This is a genomic window from Sphingobium sp. LF-16 (genome assembly GCF_003711185.1).
GTDB classification, from domain to species: Bacteria; Pseudomonadota; Alphaproteobacteria; order Sphingomonadales; family Sphingomonadaceae; genus Sphingobium; species Sphingobium yanoikuyae_A.
Window position 1 is genome coordinate 1,811,565 of sequence record NZ_CP029335.1, and the last position, 17,672, is coordinate 1,829,236.

Here is a 17,672-nt window from a genome sequence, read left to right on the forward strand (position 1 = left end):
GATCAGAACATGCTTTCCGGAATGATGATGACGTCGCCGGGCACCAGCATGACATTGGCCTTGGTGTCGCCCTTCTTGAGCAGGTCGCCGATGCGGACCTGATATTCCTTCTGCTTGCCGCTGGCCTTGTCGAAGCGGACCAGGCGGGCGCGATTGCCGGACGCATATTCGCTGAGGCCGCCGACCGAGATCATGGCGTCAAGCAGGGTCATGTTCGCGCGATAAGGGATGGAGGCCGGCTTTTCGGTCGCGCCGACGATCCGCACCTGCTGGCTGTAGGTGCCGGAGAAATTGTCGACGATCACCGATACCAGCGGATTTTCGATATATTGGGTCAGCGCCAGCTTGATATCGTCCGACAGCATCTTGGGCGTCTTGCCGACGGCCGGCATGTCGGTGATCAGCGGCGTGGTGATGCGGCCATCGGGACGCACCTGCACCTTGGCGCCCAGTTCCGGGTTGCGCCAGACGAAGATGGTCAGGTTATCGAGCGGGCCGATGATATATTCCTCGCCCGGCCCTTCCTGGGTCGCGACGAAGGATGCGGGGGGAAGCTGCGGCGCGGAGCTGGTCGAAGCGCAGCCCGACAGGGCCACCGCAGGCAGCGATGCACCGATCAGGAGCCTAGAAATCCGCTGAAAACGCATAAAATTCACCCCTTCATACCATCATAGCCGACGCGCGATCGGAAAAAATGATCGCGTGCAGGCCCATGGCTTCATCCTCGTCATGCCGGAAAAGGGTAAAGATAGGGTTAGGCCTGCTGTCGGACATGGATTAGCCAAGTAATAGTTCACGAGGACTTGGGTGGCCAAGAAAGGCCGCGGGACTTGCCGACGCGCCATAGGCACCGGCAAGGAAGATCGCGATGAAATCGCCGACATCGACTGGCGGCAGCGCGACCTTTTCGCCCAGCCGGTCGATCGGCGTGCATAGGCAGCCGACGACATTGACCGGCTGGGTGGTCGGCTCGCGCCCGAAACGGTTGGCCACCGCGATCGGATAGTTGCGCCGCACGACCGTGCCGAAATTGCCACTGGCCGCCAGTTGATGGTGCAGACCACCGTCCACGACGACGAAGGTTTCACCCTGGCTCTGCTTCACATCGACCACACGGGTCAGATAGATGCCAGCCTCCCCCACCAGCCAGCGGCCCAGCTCGATCGCGAATGCGCTGTCGGTCAGGATATCGGGCAGCGCATTGAGCGCGGTGTCGAGCGCGACGCCGATCGGCCGGATGTCCAGCCGCTCGTCACCGGGAAAATAGGGAATGCCGAAACCGCCGCCCAGATTGACCAGAGGCGGCGCGGCGCCGACGGCATCGGACAGGCGCGCCGCCAGATCGATGGTCGCCGCCTGGGTCTCGATGATCGCCATCGGGTCGAGCGCCTGGCTGCCGGCGAAGATATGCCAGCCGCGCCAGTCCGCGCCGCCATCGATCATCGCACGCGCCAGCGCGGCCGCGCGATCGGCATCTACGCCGAAGGGCTTGGCACCGCCGCCCATGCGCATACCCGAGCCCTTGAGATCGAAATCCGGGTTCACCCGCACGGCGAGGCGCGGCACCTTGCCCAGACGCTCCGCCACGGTCAGGGCGCGCGCGCCCTCCCCCTCGGACTCCAGGTTGATGGTGATGCCGGCATGGATGGCGGCTTCCAGTTCGTCATTGCGCTTGCCCGGTCCGGCAAAGCTGATCCGTGCCGGGTCCATGCCGGCCTCCAGCGCCATCGCCAGTTCCCCACCCGATGCGATGTCGAAACCGTCGACCAACCCCGCCATGCGCGCCAGCAGCGGCGCATAGGGATTGGCCTTGATCGCATAATGAAGGTCGATCCGCTTGGGGATCGCCTCGCGGAAGCGGCGGACCTGCGCCTCGATGATCCCCATGTCATAGACAAACAGCGGCGTGTCGCCCGCTTCGTCGACCAGGCTCGCCGCACCGCAGCCGCCGATCAGCAACATGCCTTCTTCCTCGGCGAACCAGGCGGGAATGGGGCCCATGGGCTTCATGACGCATACTCCTTGGCCAGCGCGACTCGATCGATCTTGCCATTGGGGTTACGCGGGAACTGTGCAAGCACTAGCGTCTCGCGCGGCTGCATGAAATTGGGCAGTTCGGCCTTCAGATGGGCGGCAACAGCCGCGGATATATCGGGGTCGGCGGCGCGCAGCAGCAGCAGCACTGCCTGTCCCAGCCGCTCATCCTTGACACCGAGGGCGACAGCCTCCGCCACGCCGGCGACGGCAACGGCCGCCTCCTCGATCTCGGTCGGGCTGATGCGATTGCCGGCCGACTTGATCATCGCGTCGTCGCGGCCGACGAAATAGAGCAGCCCATCCGCGTCGCGGCGGACGGTGTCGCCGGACCATACGGCCGTGCCGCCATGGCGCGAGGCGGATGGCGCCGGCTTGAAGCGCTCGGCGGTGCGCGCTGCATCCTGCCAATAGCCCTGCGCCACCAGCGGGCCGGCATGGACCAGTTCGCCCGGCTCGTCATCCTCGGCCAGCGAGCCATCGGGACGGACCACCAATATCTCGGCAAAGGGAATGGCCGACCCCATCGAATCCGGGTGACTGTCAACCAGCGCGGGCGACAGATAGGTGGAGCGGAAGGCTTCCGTCAGGCCATACATGGGATAGAGATCGGCCTGCGGGAACAGCGCGCGCAACCGTGCCACCAGCGGCCGGGTCAGCGCCCCGCCGCTATTGGTCAGGCGACGGAGCCTGGCCGCGATCTCCGCCGGCCAGTCCAGTTCGGTGAGTTGTACCCAGAGCGGCGGCACCCCGGCCAGGGTGGTGATGTCCCAGCGATCGACCGCCTTCACCACGTCGCGCGGGGTCAGATAATCGAGCGGATAGGCGCAACCGCCCGCATACCAGGTGGAAAGCAGCTGGTTCTGGCCATAGTCGAAGCTGAAGGGCAGCACGCACAGCGTCCGGTCCTCCGGCGCCAGCCCCAGATAATGGGCCACCGACACCGCGCCGAGCCAGAGATTGGCGTGGCTGAGCATCACCCCCTTGGGCCGGCCGGTCGATCCGCTGGTATAGAGGATGGCGGCCAGAGCATCGGGCGCGGCATCGGACGGCGGCAATGCCGCGCCGCCGCTCATCCCCGCGGCCGCATCATCCTCACGATGGAGATGACAGCCAGCCGGAATATCGCCGGGTGCCAGCGTCGACAGGCGGCTGGCCGTGCCGATCAGCAGCGCCGCGCCGCTATCGGCCAGGATATGGGCGACCTGCGCATGTTTGAGCAGCGGATTGATGGGGACATGGACAAGCCCCGCGCGCGGCGCGGCGAGCGGCATCAGCGCCGCGACCGGCCCCTTGGCCACCCAGCTCGCCACCCGCGCGCCGGGCGCAAGGCCAAAGCCCGCCAGCCATCCGGCGAGACGACCAAGCGCCTGTTCCAGTTCGGCATAGTCCTGCGCGCCCGACCGCCCCGCGAGCGCCGGCCGTTCCGGATCGCCACGCAGCAGCAGATGGTCTATCGGCTGCACATCGGCATCGTCGATTGGCGCCTTGGAAGCCAACAGGGGGTCGCTTAACGTCATGTCCAGAATTAGGTCCTAAGGGCAGCTAAGGTGCCGGGAGATAATAGGTTGCTGGTCCCAAGGGAATATCGGACGCTGTCGGAAGTGCGGTCGGCGATCGGCGGCCGGATGGACCGCGCCCATATCGACAGCCTGTTCGACCGGCTGGACTGGTTTGAAACATTGCACCCCCTTTGCCTTGGCGACACCCCGCTCAGGGTGTTCCAACAGACAGAGGACGCCTGCGAGGCCTGGTTGTTCCTTCTCGCGCCCTCGGCTCGTCGCCTAACTGCCCTTGCCAATTGGTATAGTTTCGCCTGGAGCCCGATTTTCCTGGGGGCGCCGGACGCGCGTCAACAGGCCCGGCTGCTGGAAAATATCGCCCGCCATCTGCTGCGCGAACAGGCACAGATCAACCTCTATCCCCTTGCCCTGCCCGGCTCGCTGATCGGCGCCTTTCGCCGCGCCGGCTGGTTCGCGGTGCAGCGGCCGATGGGCGGCCGATATCTGCTGCATGTCGATGGCCGGGATTTCTCTAGCTATTGGGCGCAGCGCCCCGGCCGGTTGCGCAACCAGGTGCGGCGCAAGGCCCGGCAGGAGCGTTACGACCTCAGCATCCACAACAAGCTGACCGATACGCTGTGGCAGGATTATGTCGATGTGCAGGCGCATAGCTGGAAGGCACCCGAGCCTGGCCTCAACTTCCTGCGCGTCCTGGCGCAGCGGGAAAGCGATGCCGGCACCTTGCGGCTGGGCTTTGCCCGACTGGACGGCCGCGCCGTGGCGACCCAATTATGGACGGTGGAACATGGCACGGCGCTGATCCACAAGCTGGCCCATGACAGAACCCAGGACGAAGGGTCGCCCGGCACCTTGCTGAGCCATGCGATGTTCGCCCATGCCATCGACCAGGATCGGGTCGCAACGATCGATTATGGCACCGGTGACAATGACTATAAGCGCGAATGGATGGACGAGCGCATTCCCCTCTACCAGATCGACCTGTTCAATCCGCGCCGCGCATCCAGCTGGATTCCCGCCGCGCGCACCTGCATTTCCGCGCTTGTCGGATAGGCGGCGAGCCATTAGATAGCCGCCATCATGCGGGCGCAATCCACTCAGCCGGTCGACCGGACAGACGATATCGAAACCCTGGTGCGGGCGCTTCTGCGCGACGTGCTGAGCCTGTCGCAGGAGCGGGCCGATGCGTTCGAGGCCGACACGCCGCTGTTCGGCGCCCTGCCCGAGCTGGACTCGATGGCTGTTGCCGGCCTGCTCACCGAAATGGAAGATCGCTTCGACATCCTGATCGAGGATGAGGATATCGACGGCGACACGTTCGAGACCTTCGGCACGCTGGTCGCCTTCCTGCGCGCCAAGCTGGGCTGAAAGCCGCCCTTTCCCAAAGAAGTTCGGGCTGAGCCGTTTCCGGCCCAGCCCTTTTTCTTGGAGTCCGTTCGAGGAAGCCGGTTCCAGCCAGCTCCCACGCCCAACCGCCCGATCCAGTGTCATCCTGTTGGGCGGGGGAGCGGGCTGGTACCGTATTGAAAAATCGCCCTTTCGCGATTTTTCAAACAGGCTCTTACGCTTCGACCAGCTGCTCGAAGTCGGCTTCGGCGAGGAAGCGTTCGACGTCGAGGGCGGCCATGCAGCCCATGCCGGCTGCGGTCACCGCCTGGCGATAGATCTTGTCGGTCACGTCACCGGCCGCGAAGACGCCCGGAATGGCGGTGTGGGTCGTGCCCTTCTCCACCACGATATAGCCTTCGTCGAGCGGCAGCTTGCCGTCGAACAATTCGGTCGCGGGGTGATGGCCGATCGCGACGAAGCCGCCATCGGTCGGCACATGCGACTTCTCGCCGGTAACGGTGTCGATCAGATCGACGCCGACCAGACCTTCGGGCGTGCCGCCGCCGACGAACTTGTCGACCGCCTTGTTCCACAGCACCTTGATGTTGGGATGGGCGTGCAGGCGCTGCTGCAGGATCTTTTCTGCGCGCAGCGAGTCGCGGCGGTGGATCAGGGTCACGTCATGGCTGTGGTTGGTGAGGTAGAGCGCCTCCTCGACCGCGGTGTTGCCGCCGCCGATGACCACGACCTTCTTGCCGCGATAGAAGAAGCCGTCGCAAGTGGCGCAGGCGCTGACACCCTTGCCCTGCAGATGCTCCTCGCCCTCGACGCCCAGCCACTTGGCCTGGGCGCCGGTGCAGATGACCAGCGTGTCGGCGACATAGAGGGTGCCGCTGTCGCCCTTCAGCTTGAAGGGGCGTTCGCTGAGGTCGACGTCGACGATCTGGTCATACATCATCTGCGCGCCGACATGTTCGGCCTGGGCCTGCATCTGTTCCATCAGCCAGGGGCCCTGGATCACATCCTTGAAGCCCGGATAATTTTCGACGTCGGTGGTGATGGTCAGCTGGCCGCCCGGCTGCATACCCTGCACCACGATCGGCGCCAGGCCCGCGCGCGCGCCATAGATGGCGGCGGACAGGCCGGCCGGGCCGGAACCGAGAATGAGCATGCGGGTGGAGTGGGTGGCGGTCATCGATAATTCCAGCTGCGATTCGTGTGGCCGCCAGAGATAGGCCCTGCCAGCCCCCGCGCAAGCAGGAGTTGGGCAGGAGATTTGCTTGGGACGGCCAAAGCTTGAACCGCAGCATCGCCGAGGCGTTGCACAAGTCGCGTTGCCCTATGATCCATTATGTATCACAAATGGCGGATCGATAGTCATTGGGAGAGACGGAGCATGGCGACATTCGTGCTGGTGCATGGCGGGGGACATGGCGGCTGGTGCTATCAGCAGGTCGCCCGGCGGCTGCGCGCGGCGGGGCATGAGGTCCATTGCCCGACGCTGACAGGCCTTGGCGAGCGCGCCCATCTTCTCCACGCCGACATCGATCTCGACATGCATATCCAGGATGTGGTGGCGCTGATGACGTTCGAGGGGCTGGAGGATGTCATCCTGGTCGGGCACAGCTATGGCGGGATGGTGATTACCGGCGTCGCCGATCGCGCGGCCGAGCGCATCCGCGAGTTGGTCTATCTGGATGCCGCCCATCCCAGGGACGGGGAATCGCTGGAAATAGTGGCGCCGGCCCAGATGGAACCGACCCGCGCCATGGGCCGCACCGTCGACGGGATCGAACTGGTGATGTGGCCCTTCCCCGGCATGGCGGGCTTCTTCGGCATCACCGATCCGGCCGATGTCGCCTGGACCGAGGCGCGGCTGACGCCGCATCCGTGGAAATGCTTCGGCCAGCCGCTACGTCTGGAAAATGGCGATGCGGCGTTTCGCCTGCCGCGCACCAATATCAATTGCACCCATGCGTTGCAGAACAGCCCGGAGGAGGCCCGCGCCCGCCAGCTGGAAGGCCATCGCAATTTCGAGATCGATACCGGCCATGACCTGATGATCACCGAGCCGGAAGCGGTCGCGACCATGTTGCTGGAGGTGGCGGGTTAGCCCCCTCCCCTTAATCTAGGACGTTGGGCAGATCCTCGAACCCCTTGCGCAGGGCGGCGGACCAGCCCTGCGAGATCATCGCAAATTCCTCATTATCCGCCTCGATCCGGGTGCGGACGCGGAAGTCGAACGTGTCGGTCTCGATCACGGTGAGGTCGAGCGGCATGCCGACCGACAGGTTGGAGCGCAGGGTCGAATCCATCGACACCAGCACCGCCTTGGTCGCGTCCTCCAGGCTCGTCTCGCGCTGGATGATGCGGTCGAGGATCGGCTTGCCATATTTATGCTCGCCGATCTGGAAGAAGGGCGTGTCCTCGGTCGCCTCGATGAAATTGCCGGCCGAATAGATGAGATAGAGGCGCGGCTTGCCGCCCTTGCGCTGGCCCGCGATCATGATCGAGGCGCTGGCGGCCGATCCGTCCATCGCAATGCTCTCGCGGTAGCGGCCCTGCATGGTGCGCATCGCATCGCCCACCAGCTGCGCCGCGCGGTGCATCGTGTCGCAATTGAGGATGGTCTCCACCGCGGGATCGCTCTCAGCCTCGCGGATCGCGCGCGACAGCATCGTCTTCACCCCCTGGGTGATCGACAGATTGCCCGAACAGAGCAAGGTGATCGCCCGCTCACCCTCGACATGATAGGTGAAGCTTTTCCGGAAGCGGGCGATATTGTCCATGCCCGCATTGGTCCGGGTGTCCGACAGCATGACCAGCCCCTGGTCCACGCGTACCGCCACACAATAGGTCATCGCCCCGAAGTCCTGCTTATCTCTACCCTAGGAGCGGGGCGTGGGCGTGCTCTGCTGTTGCTGGCGTTGCAATTGCCGTTCCTCGACTCCGTCTTCCGCCTGCGCGATCCGGACATCGGCGTCAATGCTGATATCGCCCGCGACCGTCACGGAGCCCCGTATCGGAGCAGCTTCATCGGCATCCAGGCCACTGGCCAGGCGCAGATAGCGTTCGGTGACGCAGACGCGGTTGGACGGATCGAAGCCGACCCAGCCCAGCCCCGGCACCAGCGCTTCGGCCCAGCCATGGGTTTCGTGCAGCAGATCGCCCTCGGCCGCGAGCAGGTAGCCCGAGACATAGCGGGCCGGCACCCCCAGCAGGCGCGCACCGGCAAGGAAGATCTGGGCATGATCCTGGCACACGCCAGCACCCAAAGCAAAAGCCTGCGCCGCGGTCGTGTCGGCGCCGGTCACGCCCGGCCGATATTGAACGGCATCGCTGATCGCGGCCGACAGGGCATGGAGTTGCGCCAGCGGCCCGTCTCCTTCCGGCAGGGCGGCAACCATGGCGCGGATCGCATCGGACGCCCTGGTCAGCGCCGTGTCGCGCAGGAAATAGCGGGCATCGACCCGGCATTGCGGCAGGCCACCAATACCATGGGTCTCGCGCGTCTCGACCAACCCCTCGGCAACGATCACCGCCTCGCTGAGGCTATCATGGCGGACCCAGACCGCCTCCATCTCGCCATAGCTGTTGGGACGGAAATTGGTCAGCGCCTCGCCATTGATGCTGACCTGCCAGTCATGGACCTTCTGGCCCGGCGTATCGACCGGCACCAGCTTCAGCCGCATCGCGACGCGGCCGGCGGAGGCGGGATAGCCATAGACGGTCTGGTGACGGACGAGCAATTTCATGGCGCGCTTCCCCTCCCCCTTCAGCCGAAATGATAGGTTTCGGCGATTTCGACGCCGAGCCGGTTGCTCATCATCAGGCTGTACTGCACCGTTTCATGCAGGCCGCGGCGGAAAATCTCGCCGGCGTCCAGTTCCTCCAACTCGCTCACCAACTGCTTGACCGTGTCATGACAGGTGCCGCGCGCATTGTGCCAACCGGCCAGCCGGTTGAGCCGATAGGCGAGCTGATCGCAGCAATAGGCGACGCTGCGCGGGAACAGCCGGTTGAGCATCAGGAAATCGGTGATCTGCCAGGGCGTGTAGGTGCCGCCATAGACATGATGATAGGCGCGCGCGCCCGACAGCGCATAAAGCACCGACGTCCATTGATAATGATCGCGATTGCCGCCGATGACTTCGGTTTCGGGCAGCAGCACATAATATTTCACGTCGAGCAGCCGCAGCGTCATCTGCGCCCGTTCGAGCGCAGAGCCGCAGCGCAGGAAGTCATGGCCTTCATTGCGCAGCTGGCCCGAATGGGCCGCGCCGCGGAAGGTCATGACACGGGTCTTCACCCAGTCGATCAGCGCCGGCAGCTGCGCCTTGGCCTCGGCCACGTCATAGCTGTCGAGCTTGCGCCAGCCGTCGTTGAGCGCCTCCCACATGTCCTGGGTCAGCATGGTGCGCGCCGACTTGGCATTGGCGCGGGCCTTGAGCAGGCAGGAGCGGATCGAGCTGGGATTGTCGGCGTCCAGCATCAGGAAGGACACGACATCGCTTTCCGTCACCGGCACGCCGTCCGGGAACTGATGCCCGGCCCCAGTCGCGCGCACGACCGATCGCCATTCGTCGCGATGATGCGCACCCGGCAGGATCGCCATGCGCTGCCCCATCGACAGCAGCCGTGCGGTGGCTTCGGCGCGCTCCATATAGCGCGCCATCCAGAAGAGATTTTCGGCGGTCCGGCTCAGCATGTCTTGGCTCTTTTCACCGTGGGGGCCGACGTCGTTGCGCCCGGCCCTGCATCATCAGGGGTAATCGAAAGGAGAGAAGCGGCTGCGCCCATCAATCCTGCAACACCCAGGTATCCTTGACCCCGCCGCCCTGGCTGGAATTGACCACCAGCGACCCTTCGGTCAGCGCCACGCGGGTCAGGCCACCGGGGACCAGCCGCAACTGCTTGCCGACCAGGCAATAGGGGCGGAAATCGGCATGGCGGCCGACCACGCTGGCCGGACCGAGCGTCGGCACGGTCGACAGGTCCAGCGTCGGCTGGGCGATGAACTCGCCGGGATTGGCCTTGATCCGCTCGGCATAGGCCTCGACCTCCGCCTTGCTCGCCTTGGGTCCGATCAACATGCCATAGCCGCCCGAGCCATGGACTTCCTTGGCCACCAGTTCGTGCAGATGCTCCAGCACATAGGCCATTTCGTCGGGCTTGGAGCATTGCCAGGTCTGGATATTGTCGAGGATCGGCTCCTCGCCCAGATAGAAGCGGATCATCTCGGGCACATAGATATAGACCGCCTTGTCGTCGGCGATGCCCGATCCGGGCGCCGACGCCAGCGTCACGCCGCCATTGCGATAGACGCTGAAGATGCCCGGCACGCCCAGCAGGCTGTCGGGGCGGAAGACCAGCGGGTCGATATATTCGTCGTCGATACGGCGATAGATGACGTCGACCGCCTTGGGCCCGAGCGTCGTCTTCATCCAGACCCGGTCATTGTCGACGAACAGATCGGCCGGCTCGACCAGTTCCACGCCCATCAGGTCGGCGAGGAAGCTATGCTCATAATAAGCGCTGTTGAGCGAGCCGGGCGTCAGCACCACCACCACCGGATCGCCCTTGCAGGCGGGCGGCGCGACTTCCTTCAGGCTCTTGAGCAGTTCGGCGGGATAATCGTCGACCGGCGCGACCATGCCCTGTGCGAACAGCTCGGGGAACATGCGCGTCATGATCTCGCGATTTTCGAGCATGTAGGACACGCCCGAGGGGGTGCGGCAATTATCCTCCAGCACCTCGAAACTGCCCGGCCCGGTGCGCACGATATCGATGCCGACGATATGGCTATAGACCTTCCCCGGCGGGGTGAAGTCGGCCATTTCGGCGAGATAGGCGCTGTTGCGATAGATGATGTCGGCCGGCATGATGCCCGCCTTCACGATCTCGCCGCGATGATAGACGTCGTGCAGGAAGGCGTTGAGGGCGCGGGCGCGCTGGCGGATGCCCTTGTCGAGGATGCGCCATTCGTTCGCGGTGAAGATGCGCGGCAGCAGGTCGAAGGGGATCAGTCGTTCCGGGTCGCCACCCTCGCCATAGACGGCGAAGGTGATGCCGATGCGCCGGAAGATCGCTTCCGCCTCATCCATGCGACGATTGAGCCCGGCTATGCCTGTCCGCTCCACCCATTTCTGCACTTCGTCGTAACAGGGGCGCAGCGAACCATCAGGCTCAAACATTTCATGGAAGGGCAAGTTGTCGTTCCTCCCTCGGCCCTCGGCCGGTTGTGCATTGCAACAATAGTGCGCCGCATCGTTGCGATTGCAAGACAAAAATGGCGGAGCGGAAAAAGCGTTCCGTCGGCCATGTCGGGATTGCGGAAATAGGTCGTGCCGATCGTTTCTACGCGCGCAAACGAGCGCGCGATGGGGCCTCTGGCAGGGCGTTCAAAAAAGAATGCAGATTTTTGCAATCGCCCCGTTGACCACCGTCCATCCCCTGCGTATAGCGCCGCCTCACCGCAGGGAAACACCCCCTGCGAAGCCCATGGGGCGGAGTAGCTCAGCTGGTTAGAGCAGCGGAATCATAATCCGCGTGTCGGGGGTTCAAGTCCCTCCTCCGCTACCATTTCCAAGACATCGAAAATGGCTCTTAGGGGCGCATTCAGGCGACAGACCAGGCCGCAGGCAGCCGCTCGTCTCAACTTGATCGCAGCAATTCTGTGGCGATGCCCCTGTCGCTTGCCGCCGCAGCCGCCCGGCGCCTCAATGCAGCTTGAGGCGCGGGCGTACGAAGCGGTTGATATGGCTGACCAGGATCAGCGCGGGACCGCGTATGTTGCCGTGAACGGCGAGCAGATGCATGCGATAGAGCGACATATAGACGAAGCGGGCGAGCCGCCCTTCCACCGCCATGCGCCCGCCGACCAGCTTGCCCATCAATGATCCGACCGTCGAATAGCGGCTGAGCGACACCAGCGAGCCATGATCCTTGTAGACGAAGCTCTTGAGCGGGCGGTCGGCCATCAGTCGGCCGAGATTGGCGAACACCGTGTCCGCCATCTGATGCGCGGCCTGCGCGCGCGGCGGGATCGGCCGATCGGCGCCCTGTGGCGTGTAGGAGGCGCAATCGCCCATCGCGAAGACGCGGTCGTCGGCCAGGCTCTGTAGCGTCGGCCGCACGATCACCTGGCCGGCGCGGGACAGTTCCAGCCCATCCAGGCCATCGCGGATCGCCGCCGCCTTGACCCCGGCGGCCCAGACCTGAAGATCGGCGGGGACGAAGCCACCATCCTTCGTCTCCATCCCCTCAGGCGTGGAGGCGGTGACGGCGACGCCAGCGCGCACCTTGACACCCAGCACCTCCAGTTCCTCGCGCGCGGCGTCGGCCAGTCGGTCGGGCAAGGCCGGCAGGACGCGTGGTCCCGCCTCCAGCAGGGTGACGTCGAGCCGCTGGCGGTCGAACACCTCCAGTCCATAATAGCCCAGCGCATCGGCGGCATTATAGAGTTCCGCCGCCAGTTCGACCCCGGTGGCGCCACCGCCGACGATCGCGATCCGCACCCGTGCATCCGACGCGGGATCGGCCGACATGGCGCGCGACACGCGCAGGCAATGGTCGAGCAACTGATCGCGAAAGCTGTCGGCCTGGGCCCGGCTGTCGAGGAACAGGCAATTGTCGGCGACGCCCGGCGTCCCGAAATCATTGGTGACCGATCCATAGGCCAGCACCAGATAGTCGTAACGAACCGAATGGGCGCTCACCACCTCGCGCCCCTTGGGATCGAACACCGGCGCGACATGGACCCGCCGTGCAGTCCGATCGATGCCCTGCAACGTGCCATAGAGATAGCGATAGCCCCAGCGGTGGCAGTGGCTGCGATAGCCGACCTCGTCCAGGCTGGCGTCGAGCGATCCGGTCGCGACCTCGTGCAGCAGCGGTTTCCAGATATGGGTGCGGTTGCGATCGATCAGGATGATGTCATGCCGCTTGCGGCCATAGCGGGCGCCGAGCTTGCGCGCGAGTTCGAGGCCGGCGGCGCCGCCCCCGACGATGACGATCTGGGTCTTCTTGTCGGGGATCAAGCGCATTCCTCCTCGATCGGCAGACCGGCGGATCGCGATCCGGCGCGCCGGTTGTGCATTGCAATAGGCCGCCCGGCGTCGCAAAGCGAGGCGTGGACAAGCAGAATTTCACCGAACGCAACCGGCGCGACATCGTCGCGATCGCGACCCAGCATTTCGCGGAAAAAGGCTATGCCGGCGCGCGAGTGGACGAGATTGCGGCCGCGACCGCGACGTCCAAGCGAATGATCTATTATCATTTCGGCAGCAAGGACGGGCTCTACCGCGCGGTCCTGACCGAAGCCTATCGCGGCATCAGATCGGCCGAACTGGAGGCCGAACTGAGCGACCTGCCGCCGCTCGCCGCGCTGGAGCGGCTGACCGCCCTCACCTTCGACTATCATTTCAACCATCCCGAACTGGTGCGGCTGGTGATGGACGAGAATATCCGGGGCGGCCCGCATGTCGGCGAGATTTCGGAAGGGCATAATGAGATCGTCCTGCCCAAGACCCAGGCGCTGATCGATCGCGGCATTGCCGATGGCAGCTTCCGCGCCGGGCTGGACGCCGTCGATTTGCACATGACGATCAGCGCCCTCGCCTTCTACTTCGTGTCCAACCGCCACAGTTTCCACGCGATCTTCGGCGTCGACATGACCAGCGAAGCGGCGGCCAAGCGGCGCCGCGCGCAGGTGATCGACAATGTGCTGCGCTATTGCCGGGCAGACGCCTGAAGACTGGGCCGAGACCATGGGCCGGATCAGAACTGCATCTTGACCTGGCCGCCCAGCGCCAGCGCATCATTGGTGCGGCGGTAGGAAAAGGCACCGGGATCAAGAATATATTGGACGTCCGGCCGGATGCTGAGCCAGCGCCGCAACTGGATGCCATAGCTCATCTCGATCGCGGTCTCGCCCACCGGCAGCGCGGCGTAGCCGCCGGGAATATCCTGCGCATCGGCGGCTGCGCGGCGCAGGCGTGGATTGACCTGTGCATGGACGATGCCGATCGAGATGCTGTCGGCGTCCCGGCCGGCAAAGGTGCCGGTCTTGACCAGCCCGGCGGCATACCAGTGGGTGATCTGGGCCGACGCCTCCGGATTGGCGGTGAACTGGGCGAAGATGGAAAGGCCGCGATTGCCCGTTCTTTCGCGCAGGATCATCTGGTCGGCCAGCGCATAGACGCCATAGCGGCCCCGCAGCATGCCCTGCTCGCCGCGCCGGGCGGCGCGTGACGTGTCATAATAGGCGCCGATCTTGTAATGGCCCGGCAGCACATGACTGCCCGGCGCGAGGCCGGGGTCATATTCCAGCTCCAGCGGCAGCAATACGCCGGTCGTGCCGCCGGCAAAGGGGCGGAACGCATTGTCGGGATCGTTGAGGCGGGGATTGACTTGATAGACGCCGGTGCGCAGCGCCAGATCCGGCCGGATGCGATAACGCACCGCCGCGCCCCAGCGGGCATTGGGATAATTATACCAGCCGCTATTGCCCGATTCCGACAGCGGATGGGCACAGAAGGCCGCATTGACGAAATTGCAGCCCAGGATCATCCCGCCCAGATCATTGCCCATGGCAAAATAGCCCAGGCGCAGGTTGAGGCGGCCATTGTCGATATTCTGTTCGTAGCTGAGTTCCGAGAGACGGGTATAATTGCCGCCGGCCGCCTCCTGGATCGGCAGGCGATTGCCGACGATGTCGGAGGAGAGGCCGACACCGCGCCGGTCGTTGATGGTGACATGCACGATGCCGCCAGAGATGCCGACGATCCGGTCCATGTCGAAATCGAGGCTGGCGCGCAATTGCTGGGTATAAGCGCTGCCCTGCCGCTGGCCGCCATCTACCGCAGCGAAGGCTTCGCCGACATAGTCGGCGCGCACGGTGACGCCCGCCTGCTTCAGCCGCGTGCGCAACCCGCCCCAGTCGCCGGTCAGCGTTTCGCGCGGGGCCGCCACCGGCTTTTCCGACGCGACCTCCTGCGCTTGGGCGCCCGCCACCGGCAGCAGGATCAGCAATGCCGCCAGGGTCAGGCGGGCATGGAGGTGAAGATGTTGGGCCAAAGCCCCTCCCTTCCGCGCGGCACATCAGCGCGCGGTGACATGAATGATGACGACAGACAGGCGGAGCAGCGCCGGGCCGCCCCGCCCATGGTTCAGCGCAGCGTGTAGGCGATCACATAATCGCCCCGGTCGGGCGACTGGCGCGCACCGCCCGCCGTCACGACCACATATTGCTTGCCGCTCTTGGGCGACTTGTAGCTCATCGGGCCGCCCTGGCTGCCGACCGGCAGACGGGCCTTCCAGACTTCCGCCCCGGTCGCCGCGTTGAAGGCGCGCAGATAGAAGTCCTGCGTGCCGGCGATGAAGACCAGGCCGCCCTGCGTCGCCAGCGTGCCACCCAGCGTCGGCATGCCGATCGGGATTGGCAAGCCCATGCGGATGCCCATCGGCCCGGTGTCGCGCACCGTACCCACCGGCACCTGCCACTTGATGGCGCGGCTCTTGAGGTCGATCGCGGTCAGCGTGCCATAGGGCGGCGCCTGACAGGGGATGCCCAGCGCCGACAGGAAGCGGTCCTTCACCACCGAATAGGGCGTGCCCTTCAGCGGGACGCTGCCCATGCCGGTATTGACCGCCTCGCCCGCGCTGCCCGACTGGCCCTTCTGCGCCGCGGTCTGCGGGAACATCTGCACCCACAGGCCAAGACGCATGTCGTTGACGAAGATGGTGCCGCTGGTCGGATCGGTCGAGATGCCGCCCCAGTTCATGCCGCCCAGCGATCCGGGGAAGCTCAGCGACTTGTCGGTGCCCGGCGCGGTGTAGAGCCCCTCATAGCGCATGCCCTTGAAGGCGATACGGCAGAGCAGCTGGTCGAACGGAGTGGCGCCCCACATGTCCGCCTCGGTCAGCGGGCCGACGCCGATCTGCGGCATGCCGAGCGACTTGGGCTGGGTCAGCGAATAAGGCTCGCCCGGAATGTTCGCCGGCTTGACCGGCACTTCCTTCACGTCGGTGAGCGGCTTGCCGGTGGCGCGATCAAGCACATAGACCTGCCCTGCCTTGGTGCCAAAGACGAGCGCAGGCACCTTGCGGGCGGCATCGATGGGGAAGTCGACGAAGCTCGGCTGCATCGGCAGGTCGAAGTCCCAAAGGTCGTTATGGACGGTCTGGAAATGCCATTTCTCACGGCCGGTGGTGGCATCGAGCGCCAGCATCGACGCGCCATATTTATGATCGAGCGCGCTGCGGGTGACGCCATAGAGATCGACCGAGGCGCTGCCGACCGGCATGAACACGGTGTTGGACGCCGGATCATAGGACATGGCAGCCCAGACATTGGGGGTCGAGCGGGCATAGGTCTTGCCTGCCGGCGGGGTGCCGGTGATCGCCGGATTGCCCGGATCGAAAGCCCAGCGCAGCTTGCCCGTAATGACGTCGAAGCCGCGCATCACGCCGCCCGGCATATCGACCTGCACATTGTCGGCGACACGGCCGCCGACCACCACAGTCGTGCCCGCCAGGGTCGGCGCGGAGGTCAGCTGATATTGGGGATCGGGCGCATTGCCGAGGCCGGCCTTCAGGTCGACCCGGCCATTGGTGCCGAAATCGGCGCAGAACTTGCCGGTGTCGGCATCCAGCGCAATCAGTTCGGCATTGATCGTGTTCATCAGGATGCGGCGCTGGCAGGCGGCGCCCGTCGGCACCGTCACGGCGGTCACCGGCGTCGCGCCGGGCAGGCTGGGCTGCTGGATCGGCGCATGGGCGTCGAAATAGGCAAGGCCCCGGCAGCGCATCCAGACCGATGCCTTGGCATTGATCAGCGTCTTCCACTTCTCGCGCCCGGTATCGGCGTCGAGAGCGATGACATTGTTGTGCGGGGTGCAGATGAACAATGTATCGCCGACCTGCAGCGGGGTATTCTGGTCCTCGGCGCCATTGCCGTCGCTCTGCGCGACGTCGCCAGTGCGATAGGTCCAGGCGACCTTGAGCTTGTTCACATTGTCGCGGGTGATCTGGTCGAGCGCGACGAAGCGGCTGCCACCTGGCGTATTGCCATAGGCGGTCCAGTCCTTCTGCTCGCGCGCCGGATCGACCGGCACCAGCGAAGCCACCTGCCCGGCAAAGGGCACGGTCGGATGGACCATGAACATGCCGGCCGCACCGGCCGCCGAACCCAGGCCGACCAGCGTTGCCATCAGCAATGCAGGCCGCCAGGCGGGCGCAGAACCGTCGCCGCGCCGCAGCAGCGGATAGGAGAGCGCAACGACGGTCGCGCCGACACCCATCGCCAGCAAGCGGGAAATGAGCGGCCAGAAGCTGAAGCCGACTTCCCACAGCGCCCAGAGGACCGTCACCAGGAAGGTGGCGCCGAACAGCAGGCCGCCGCTGGTCTTGCGCAGGGCGATGAGGCCGCCCGCGAGGACCAGCGCGATGCCGGCGATCAGGAAATAGGGACTGCCGCCCAAGCTGACGAGCTTGCCGCCGCCGATGGCGAAAAAGAGGCCAGCGGCAAGGATCACCGCCCCCAACAGAAGCAGCCAACCGCGAACAAGCGGCTGGCCGTGCATTTTCGTGCCTGACACGCGGCACCTCCTTCATCTCTTATGGTCGTCGGAGAGCGGTGCCCACGGGTCCACAGGCCGATCGAGTCGCCCAGCCCTGACGGCTGCGACATTGTGTACCATTTAGTACACTCCTGCCTCGCTGGCAAGTTGGGCGCTAATCCCGCGAGGGACGTGCGATGCCGCTGAGGGTTTCCCACAGCGATACGTT

15 protein-coding genes and 1 tRNA gene are annotated in these 17,672 nt (G+C 65.1%); 5 read left to right on the forward strand and 11 right to left on the reverse strand.

Going from position 1 to position 17,672, the window contains the following annotated elements:
• Nucleotides 1–2: 2 nt before the first annotated feature.
• The 3 genes from DIZ22_RS08475 to DIZ22_RS08485 all read right to left on the reverse strand — a co-directional run bounded on the left by DIZ22_RS08475 (nt 3) and on the right by DIZ22_RS08485 (nt 3,554).
• On the reverse strand, nt 3–647 hold the full coding sequence (locus DIZ22_RS08475; protein ID WP_048936976.1) for an XrtA/PEP-CTERM system exopolysaccharide export protein: 645 nt from the start codon (nt 645–647) through the stop codon (nt 3–5).
• A 130-nt stretch (nt 648–777) separates the two neighbouring features.
• Nucleotides 778–2,010, reverse strand: coding sequence for a pyridoxal-dependent decarboxylase, exosortase A system-associated (locus tag DIZ22_RS08480; RefSeq protein WP_048936977.1), 1,233 nt, complete (start codon nt 2,008–2,010; stop codon nt 778–780).
• Nucleotides 2,007–3,554 carry an acyl-CoA ligase (AMP-forming), exosortase A system-associated gene (locus DIZ22_RS08485; RefSeq protein WP_048936978.1) on the reverse strand — a complete coding sequence of 516 codons (1,548 nt, stop codon included), beginning with the start codon at nt 3,552–3,554 and terminating at the stop codon, nt 2,007–2,009. The genes DIZ22_RS08480 and DIZ22_RS08485 overlap by 4 nt, the downstream gene beginning before the upstream one ends.
• A 48-nt stretch (nt 3,555–3,602) precedes the next feature.
• On the opposite strand from DIZ22_RS08485, the gene DIZ22_RS08490 reads away from it, so the two are divergent.
• Together DIZ22_RS08490 and DIZ22_RS08495 are read left to right on the forward strand one after the other, a co-directional pair.
• Nucleotides 3,603–4,607, forward strand: coding sequence for a GNAT family N-acetyltransferase (locus DIZ22_RS08490; protein WP_122928102.1), 1,005 nt, complete (start codon nt 3,603–3,605; stop codon nt 4,605–4,607).
• A gap of 27 nt (nt 4,608–4,634) precedes the next feature.
• Nucleotides 4,635–4,922, forward strand: a complete 288-nt coding sequence (locus tag DIZ22_RS08495) for an acyl carrier protein (RefSeq protein WP_037516813.1) — start codon at nt 4,635–4,637, stop codon at nt 4,920–4,922.
• 193 nt (nt 4,923–5,115) lie between these two features.
• Here the strand turns inward: DIZ22_RS08495 and trxB are convergent, their stop codons facing one another.
• Entirely contained in the window at nt 5,116–6,078 is a 963-nt protein-coding gene (gene trxB, locus DIZ22_RS08500; RefSeq protein WP_004212146.1) for a thioredoxin-disulfide reductase, read from the reverse strand.
• 201 nt (nt 6,079–6,279) lie between these two features.
• On the opposite strand from trxB, the gene DIZ22_RS08505 reads away from it, so the two are divergent.
• Nucleotides 6,280–6,996: an alpha/beta hydrolase gene (locus DIZ22_RS08505; protein WP_048936981.1), complete on the forward strand. Its 717-nt coding sequence runs from the start codon at nt 6,280–6,282 to the stop codon at nt 6,994–6,996.
• Nucleotides 6,997–7,006: 10 nt separating this feature from the next.
• Here DIZ22_RS08505 and DIZ22_RS08510 read toward each other — a convergent pair whose 3' ends face one another.
• From DIZ22_RS08510 to DIZ22_RS08525, 4 genes are all read right to left on the reverse strand, one after another.
• Complete coding sequence (locus DIZ22_RS08510) at nt 7,007–7,744, reverse strand: peptidase (protein WP_048936982.1); 738 nt, start codon at nt 7,742–7,744, stop codon at nt 7,007–7,009.
• A gap of 27 nt (nt 7,745–7,771) precedes the next feature.
• A complete protein-coding gene (locus DIZ22_RS08515) occupies nt 7,772–8,638 on the reverse strand; it encodes a transglutaminase family protein (protein WP_048936983.1) in 867 nt (288 codons plus the stop codon).
• Nucleotides 8,639–8,658: 20 nt separating this feature from the next.
• Nucleotides 8,659–9,591: an alpha-E domain-containing protein gene (locus tag DIZ22_RS08520; protein ID WP_004212140.1), complete on the reverse strand. Its 933-nt coding sequence runs from the start codon at nt 9,589–9,591 to the stop codon at nt 8,659–8,661.
• Nucleotides 9,592–9,682: 91 nt separating this feature from the next.
• A complete protein-coding gene (locus DIZ22_RS08525) occupies nt 9,683–11,092 on the reverse strand; it encodes a circularly permuted type 2 ATP-grasp protein (protein ID WP_004212139.1) in 1,410 nt (469 codons plus the stop codon).
• Nucleotides 11,093–11,388: 296 nt separating this feature from the next.
• On the opposite strand from DIZ22_RS08525, the gene DIZ22_RS08530 reads away from it, so the two are divergent.
• Nucleotides 11,389–11,465, forward strand: a tRNA-Met gene (locus DIZ22_RS08530).
• Nucleotides 11,466–11,602: 137 nt separating this feature from the next.
• Here DIZ22_RS08530 and DIZ22_RS08535 read toward each other — a convergent pair.
• The gene (locus DIZ22_RS08535) at nt 11,603–12,928 is read right to left on the reverse strand and encodes an NAD(P)/FAD-dependent oxidoreductase (protein ID WP_122928103.1); all 1,326 of its coding nucleotides are present in this window, start codon (nt 12,926–12,928) and stop codon (nt 11,603–11,605) included.
• A gap of 86 nt (nt 12,929–13,014) precedes the next feature.
• Here DIZ22_RS08535 and DIZ22_RS08540 point away from each other — a divergent pair, with 86 nt between their 5' ends.
• Nucleotides 13,015–13,635: a TetR/AcrR family transcriptional regulator gene (locus DIZ22_RS08540; protein ID WP_048936985.1), complete on the forward strand. Its 621-nt coding sequence runs from the start codon at nt 13,015–13,017 to the stop codon at nt 13,633–13,635.
• A 26-nt stretch (nt 13,636–13,661) separates the two neighbouring features.
• Here DIZ22_RS08540 and DIZ22_RS08545 read toward each other — a convergent pair whose 3' ends face one another.
• The gene (locus DIZ22_RS08545) at nt 13,662–14,960 is read right to left on the reverse strand and encodes a carbohydrate porin (RefSeq protein ID WP_048936986.1); all 1,299 of its coding nucleotides are present in this window, start codon (nt 14,958–14,960) and stop codon (nt 13,662–13,664) included.
• Between the two features lie 92 nt (nt 14,961–15,052).
• Nucleotides 15,053–17,467: a membrane-bound PQQ-dependent dehydrogenase, glucose/quinate/shikimate family gene (locus DIZ22_RS08550; protein ID WP_048936987.1), complete on the reverse strand. Its 2,415-nt coding sequence runs from the start codon at nt 17,465–17,467 to the stop codon at nt 15,053–15,055.
• Nucleotides 17,468–17,672 lie beyond the last annotated feature (205 nt).